This is a genomic window from Longimicrobiaceae bacterium, assembly GCA_035696245.1.
Classification (GTDB): domain Bacteria; phylum Gemmatimonadota; class Gemmatimonadetes; order Longimicrobiales; family Longimicrobiaceae; genus DASRQW01.
Window position 1 is genome coordinate 1 of sequence record DASRQW010000104.1, and the last position, 6,541, is coordinate 6,541.

Annotated in this window: 5 protein-coding genes; 3 read left to right on the plus strand and 2 right to left on the minus strand. The window is 73.2% G+C overall.

The features are described 5' to 3' along the window. Window positions 1-70: 70 nt before the first annotated feature. Both VFE05_04690 and VFE05_04695 read right to left on the minus strand, forming a co-directional pair. Complete coding sequence (locus VFE05_04690) at window positions 71-610, minus strand: hypothetical protein (GenBank protein HET6229354.1); 540 nt, start codon at window positions 608-610, stop codon at window positions 71-73. After that, window positions 607-3,234 carry an IPT/TIG domain-containing protein gene (locus tag VFE05_04695; protein ID HET6229355.1) on the minus strand — a complete coding sequence of 876 codons (2,628 nt, stop codon included), beginning with the start codon at window positions 3,232-3,234 and terminating at the stop codon, window positions 607-609. The genes VFE05_04690 and VFE05_04695 overlap by 4 nt, the downstream gene beginning before the upstream one ends. A 691-nt stretch (window positions 3,235-3,925) precedes the next feature. On the opposite strand from VFE05_04695, the gene VFE05_04700 reads away from it, so the two are divergent. The 3 genes from VFE05_04700 to xseA all read left to right on the plus strand — a co-directional run. Further along, the gene (locus tag VFE05_04700; GenBank protein ID HET6229356.1) at window positions 3,926-4,738 is read left to right on the plus strand and encodes a TIGR00282 family metallophosphoesterase; all 813 of its coding nucleotides are present in this window, start codon (window positions 3,926-3,928) and stop codon (window positions 4,736-4,738) included. Between the two features lie 2 nt (window positions 4,739-4,740). Beyond that, window positions 4,741-5,655: a bifunctional 5,10-methylenetetrahydrofolate dehydrogenase/5,10-methenyltetrahydrofolate cyclohydrolase gene (locus VFE05_04705; protein ID HET6229357.1), complete on the plus strand. Its 915-nt coding sequence runs from the start codon at window positions 4,741-4,743 to the stop codon at window positions 5,653-5,655. Next, window positions 5,652-6,541, plus strand: an 890-nt coding sequence (gene xseA, locus VFE05_04710; protein HET6229358.1) for an exodeoxyribonuclease VII large subunit, incomplete at its 3' end; no start/stop codon positions are given. The genes VFE05_04705 and xseA, both read left to right, overlap by 4 nt.

Here is a 6,541-nt window from a genome sequence, read left to right on the forward strand (position 1 = left end):
GCGAGATCATCGGTACGTCGCGGGATTCCGCTCGGCCGACGAATGCTTTTTTTGTGGATCCAGTATCGAGCTACGGGGGCGAGACGATACCGAACCTCGTCGGAAGCGCGTTCGGCGGACCGGCGAGCCAGACGTGCGCTCCCTCCTGGCCGAGGAGCGCATCGGGGAGACGAGCGATGGCGAGGCGGTAGCCGTCGTCCGTCACGAGCACCCAGCCCGAACCCGCACGCGAGAGCTGGCCATCCACTGCCGACAGCCCGTCTGCCGCGCGCACGGAGAGCGAGACGACCTGCAGGTGGCCCGCCGCGGTTCGCGGCCCGCGCGCGACGACCTCCAGGCCCGCGACGCTGCCCAGCATCGCCCGGCTGCCGTCCAGGCGGACGATCCGCCCGCCGGGGGTCCGGAGCACGAACACGGTGGCGGGCTCCGATCCGGCTTCCTCGACCGTCCCGCGCACCGTGTCGCCGGGCGCGGCGCTCGCTGCGCCGGCACTACCCGGCGATGCGGCCGTGCCCGCGCGGGCCGCCGGGGCTCCAGCGCCCGGGCGGGGCGGTGCGGGCGCGCAGGCGAGCGCGGCGGCCAGGGCCAGCGCCGCCGCGGCCCGCGTCACTGCACGCGCACGATGGCGAGGCGGATCGCCGGGTCCAGCGCGGCGCCGCCGGGCCCTTCCAGGCGGATGACCTGCGGCCCGGACGGCGTGCCCGAGAGCTGGTACCACGCCACGCCGCCGCCGTAGATGCTGGGCACGCTCACCGCCGCGAAGCTGCCGAAGCCCAGCTCCGTGGGCGTGAGCGGGTACACCAGGTTGAAGCCCGGCGCCTCGGCGTTGAACGACGCGTAGATGTTGCGGAAGTTCCAGGTGGGGACCTGCGCGTCGCCGCCCACCGCCGCGCCGGGGTAGTCGTCCACCGCCAGCGCCAGGCTCCACCCGCCCAGGAGCTGGTCGCTGGGCACGCCCGCCGCCGCGCTCAGGTTGGCCGTGCCGGTGAGGCTCGACTCGGTGAGCGCGGTGAGGAACTGCGCCTCGGTGGTGGCGTAGCGGTCCACGCTGAACCGGATGAGCGACCACGAGATCGCGTAGAAGTACGAGCCGTTGTCGAACGGCGTGCGGCCGAAGGGCGAGAGGATGCGGCCGTTGGTGCCCGCCATCTCGGTGTACAGCGACGTGAAGTGCCGCTGCATCACCGACGCGGGGGCCCGCGGGTTCGCGTCGCACTCCGGGAAGCCCTGCGGGCGCCGGTCGCAGTAGATGTTCACCGGGTTCCCCGCCGAGCCGTACCCCGTGTTGCCCCTCCACGCCAGCGGCCCGTACACCGCCTGCCGGGCCCACAGCTCCTCGCTGGTGCGCGCCAGGCCCTCCTCCAGCCACGCCGTCTCGAAGGGCGCGCCGTTCACGGTCCGCGAGGCGTAGGCCACGGCGTGCTTGCTCTCGTGGATGAAGGTCGAGCGGATGGTGCGGTACCAGTTCTCGGCCGTGTTGGCGGTGAAGCCGGTACCCGGCACGTCCGGCTGGTACGCGTAGAAGAACTCGCCGAAGTTGCTGGCGGTGTTGGTGTTGCCGGTGCCCGTGTCGTTGGGGAACTGGTCGCAGCTCACCACGAAGCCCGCGACGCCGGAGAAGTTGGTGTTGATGAGCGGCGTGAAGAACGCCACCAGCACGCCGTTGTTGTCGGTCGTCGCGTCGCGCCGCAGCACGTCGCCGAAGTTGGCGTGGAGGATGGGCTCCATGTCGGCGTTGAACTGGTCGCCGATCTTCTGGTAGTTGGCGGCCATGGTCGGGTTGTTCGCCGCCTTGAACGCCGCCGGCGTGTTGTCGGCGTCTTCGTAGATGGCGATCTTGCCGCTGTAGTAGACGCGCGTGGCGTTCACGTTGAACGAGCTGGTGCAGATGTTCGCCGCGTTGATGTTCGACACGCGGATGGTGCGCACCGGCGGCGGCGCGGTCACCGCCGCCGCGGCCGCCGCCGAGCGCCGCATGCGCGGGTCGCGCGCGAAGTGCGGCATCAGCCGGCCGTACGCCTCGGCGTTCTTCTCCAGCAGCTCCATGTGGCGCTCCTGCGCGCGCTGCTCGGCCCGCGCGGCGAACCCGTCGGGCGCGAACGGCGTGACGAGCGCGGGGGCCGCCGCGGGCTGCCGCGCGCTCGCCGCGGGGGCGGCCGAGCCCACCGCATCTCCCGACACCTGGAACGAGGTGGAGGAGTTCGGCGAGGTGCTGCTGTTGAAGATGGAGACCACGTAGCGGCTGTTCGCGGGCGGCGCCGTCAGCTCGGTGCAGGCCACGGCGGCGGGGTCGCGGATCACGGCCGACTGGCCGGGCAGCAGCAGCGTGGCGGGCGCGTGCAGCGGGCGCGAGACCGCCGCGCCCGTCTTCCCGCCCTGCGCGACCTGGAGCGCCACCGTGCCGGACGCCACGCACGGGACGACCACCGAGAGCTGCGTGGCGCTGCCCCCGGTCACCCGGGCCGCGTGCCCGCCGATGGTGACGGTGTTCGACGCCGGCAGCGCGGCGAAGTTGTAGCCGGTGAGCGTGATGCTGTCGCCCGGCGCCAGGCTGGTGGCCGAGACGCCGGTGATCTGGGGCGCCACGCTCGCCAGCGGCCCCGCCGCCGAGGTCGCGGCCGAGACGTAGACGCTGAAGGCGAAGGTGCTCACGGTGCCCGGCACGGCGAAGCCCCAGAACCGGAAGCCCGAGACCTCGCCGGGAGAGAGGATCCCGTCGGCCCCCAGCTCCGGCTGGTCCACGCCGCCGATGCTGCCGCCGTACTGGAAGTAGTCCTGGCCGGCGGCGGTGAATGTGGCGGTGCCGGTGGCGTTCGTGGTGGTGATGGTGCCGTTTCCGGACGTCGCGGCGGGCGGCGAGATCAGGAAGACGCGCACGCCGCCGCCGTCGCGGGTGGTGCCGTCGGCCGTGCCCAGCGGCGCGCTGGTGAGGTTCTGGACCGTGGCGATGAAGCTGAAGATGCCGCCCGAGTAGCTCACCGAGTTCGACGCCATGCGCACGTACAGCCCCTGCCCGCCGATGACGTTGCGGCGGCTGTCCGCGGTGCCCGCGGGCGCGCCGCACGTGACCGTGCCGTCGCCCACGCGCGCCTCGCAGCGCAGGAGCGTGCCGGCCAGGGCGGGCGCGTGGTTCGCCACGATGGGGCGGACGGGATCGTCCGAGCAGGCGGCGAGGAGGACGGCTGCCAGGAGTGCGGCGGCGCGGGTGCGGCGGCGGACGGGGAGCAGAGGCATGGGCGTTCTCCGGCGTGGCGGTCCGGCATCCGCACGGGGGGCGCGGAGGAGACGTCGGCCGCGGAGAGGGCCGCGGCCGGCGAGGGGCGCCGGCTGCGGGGTCCCAATAAGCGGTACGCGCCCCGGCGAGCGCAAGCAGTTTCGCACGCCCGTCCGGCGGCGCGTGCGTTCACCCGCCCCGTTCCCGACGCGGTGTGACGCCCGCCGCTCGCCTGCGGTCGGAAGAGGCCGTCCCAGTCCGGCGGCACGCATCCGCCGCGTGCGTACCATCGGCCGGGGTCGTCGGACGGCTCGTCGGTCGATGGGAGCGGCGGCGATGCGCATCTACCGCGGTGCATGCGATGCGTGGCGTACATCGATCATCGGCCGATCCGAATCCGCTGGACGGCAGACGAGATGCGTAGCGTTCGCGGACGCGCGTTGGCGGGCCGGTTCGCATCTGCCCGATGCGCCGAATCGCCGATCCTCCGCTGGCATCGGGGGATGCGCGGCGGGCGTGCGGCGGGTTTGTCCGGCCCATGGGCGGGAGGTTATACTTCCGGCCTGGCGGGCTCCGGCGCCGCGCCCCTCACGCGGCGCGCACGGCCGGTCCGCATCTCCCGAAAAGCACCCGCGAAAGCGAGCACATGACCGCATCTCCGCCGCACGACCCCGCCCTCGCTCTGGCGGAAAACCTCGCGGGGCGCGGCGCGTGAGGGTGCTCTTCGTGGCGGACGTGATCGGCAGCCCGGGGCGGCGCACGGTCAACCAGCTCCTGCGCCTGGTGCGGGGCGACGTGCGGGCCGACGCGGTGGTGCTCAACGGCGAGAACTCCGCCGGGGGCTTCGGGATCATGCCCGAGATCGTGCGGGAGATGCTGGAGCTGGGCGTGAACGTGATCACCACCGGCAACCACGTGTGGGACAAGAAGGAGATCCTGCCCCTGCTGGACTCCGAGCCGCGCCTGCTGCGCCCGGCCAACTACCCGCCCGGCAACCCCGGCCACGGCTCGGTCGTGGTCGACGTGGGCGGCGTGCGGCTCGCCGTGCTCAACCTGCAGGGCCGCACGTTCATGGCGCCCATCGACGACCCGTTCCGCTGCGTGGACGGGCTGCTGGAGACGCTGACGGGCGAGGCGGACGCGGTCGTGATCGACTTCCACGCCGAGGCGACCAGCGAGAAGCAGGCGTTCGCGCGCTACGTGGACGGGCGCGTGGCCGCGGTGGTGGGCACGCACACGCACGTGCAGACGGCGGACGAGCGCGTGCTGCCCAAGGGCACGGCACAGATCACCGACCTGGGGATGACGGGCGGCCTGGGTGGGGTGATCGGGATGAAGACCGAGATCTCCATCGAGCGGCAGCGCACGCAGGCACGCGGCGAGCGCATGCAGCCGGCGGACGACGACCTCCATCTCCAGGGCGCCGTGGTGGAGATCGACACGGCGCGGGGCCTGGCGAAGAGCATCGAGCGGGTGAGCGTGCCGTACGCCCGCGTGCTGGCGGGCCTGACTGGGAAGAGGTGACGGTGGCGCGCATCATCGACGGGACCGCGATCAGCCGCGAGATCCGCGCGGAGGTGGCCGCCGAGGTGGCCCAGCTCCGCGCGGCGGGCGTCGTGCCCGGCCTGGCCGTCGTGCTCGTGGGCAGCGACCCGGCGAGCGAGGTGTACGTGGGCAGCAAGGCCCGCGCGTGCCGCGAGGCGGGCATGCACGACCGCACGCTCAAGCTGCCGGCCGACGTGACGGCCGAGGAGCTGTACGGCACCATCGACGGCCTGAACGCCGACGCGTCCATCCACGGCATCCTCGTCCAGCTTCCCCTCCCGCCGCACCTGAACCCCAAGCCGGTGCTGGAGCGCATCCACCCCGCCAAGGACGTGGACGGCTTCCACCCGCTCAACGTGGGCCGCGCCTTCATCGCCGACCCGCGCGGCTTCGTGCCCGCGACGCCGGCGGGCATCATGGAGCTGATCCGCCGCGAGGAGGTGCCCACGCACGGCAAGCACGCGGTGATCGTGGGCCGCAGCCTCATCGTGAGCAAGCCGCTGATGTCGCTGCTGATGGCGCCGGGCCCGAACGCCTCGGTGACGCTCGTCCACCGCCACACGCCGGACATCTCCCCGTTCACGAAGATGGCGGACATCCTCGTGGTCGCCGTCGGCAAGCCGGGGCTGATCCGGCCGGAGATGGTGAAGCCCGGCGCGACGGTGATCGACGTCGGCGTCTCGCGCGTCGCCGACGAGTCGGACCCGCGCGGCTACCGCATCGAGGGCGACGTGGACTTCGCGGGCGTGAGCGAGGTCGCCGGCGCGATCACTCCCGTCCCCGGCGGCGTGGGGCCGATGACCATCGCCATGCTGCTGCGCAACACGGTGCAGGCGGCGCGGCGCGCGGCGGCCCGTGCCCAGCGGCGCGCGCCGAGGCGGCGGAGGGCGTCGTGAGCTGGGATCTCTTCTCGTCTGCCGCGGAGATCGCGCGCACGTCGCGCTCGCCCGAGGCGCGCAACGAGGACCTGGCGCGCGCGGTCGCGGCCCGGCAGGCGGACGCGGGGTTCGTGGATGCGGATCCGCTGTCGCCCGCGCTGTCGAAGCCGAAGCGCGGCGTGGAGTGGACGGTGTCGCAGCTCAACGCAGCGGCGCGCGACCTGGTGGAAGGCTTCTTCCCGCCGATGTGGGTTTCGGGCGAGGTGTCGAACTTCACGAAGGCCCGCTCCGGACACTGCTACTTCTCGCTTCGCGACGCGGACTCGCAGGTGCGGTGCGTGATGTGGCGCGACGAGGCGCGGCGCCTGCCGACGTCTCCGGCGGAGGGGATGCACGTCCGGGCGCTAGGCCGGCTCACCATCTACGAGTCGCGCGGCGAGTTCCAGCTCGTCGTCGCCGATCTGGAGGGGCGCGGCGAGGGGCTGTGGAAGCTGGCGTTCGACCGTCTCCGGACGACGCTGGACGCCGAGGGACTGACGTCGGCGATGCGGAAGCGGCCCATCCCGCCGCACCCGTCGTGCGTCGGAGTCGTGACGTCCGCACAGGGCGCCGCGCTGCGCGACATCGTCTCCGTGATCCACCGCCGCGCGCCGTGGACGCGCATCGTGGTCTGCGGCTGCCGAGTGCAGGGCGACGGCGCGGCGGACGAGATCGCGCGCGCCATCCGCCTCTTCGGGCGGGCGAGCTGCGCGGACGTGCTGATCGTGGGGCGGGGCGGGGGATCGACCGAGGACCTGTGGGCCTTCAACGAAGAGGTGGTGGCGCGCGCCATCGCCGAATCGCCCGTGCCCGTGATCTCCGCCGTGGGCCACGAGACGGACTTCACCATTGCCGACTTGGTCGC

Bases quoted from the DNA above. Each gene is read 5' to 3' on its own strand.
- VFE05_04695 (HET6229355.1), bottom strand. From the start codon at position 3,234: ATGCCTCTGCTCCCCGTCCGCCGCCGCACCCGCGCCGCCGCACTCCTG.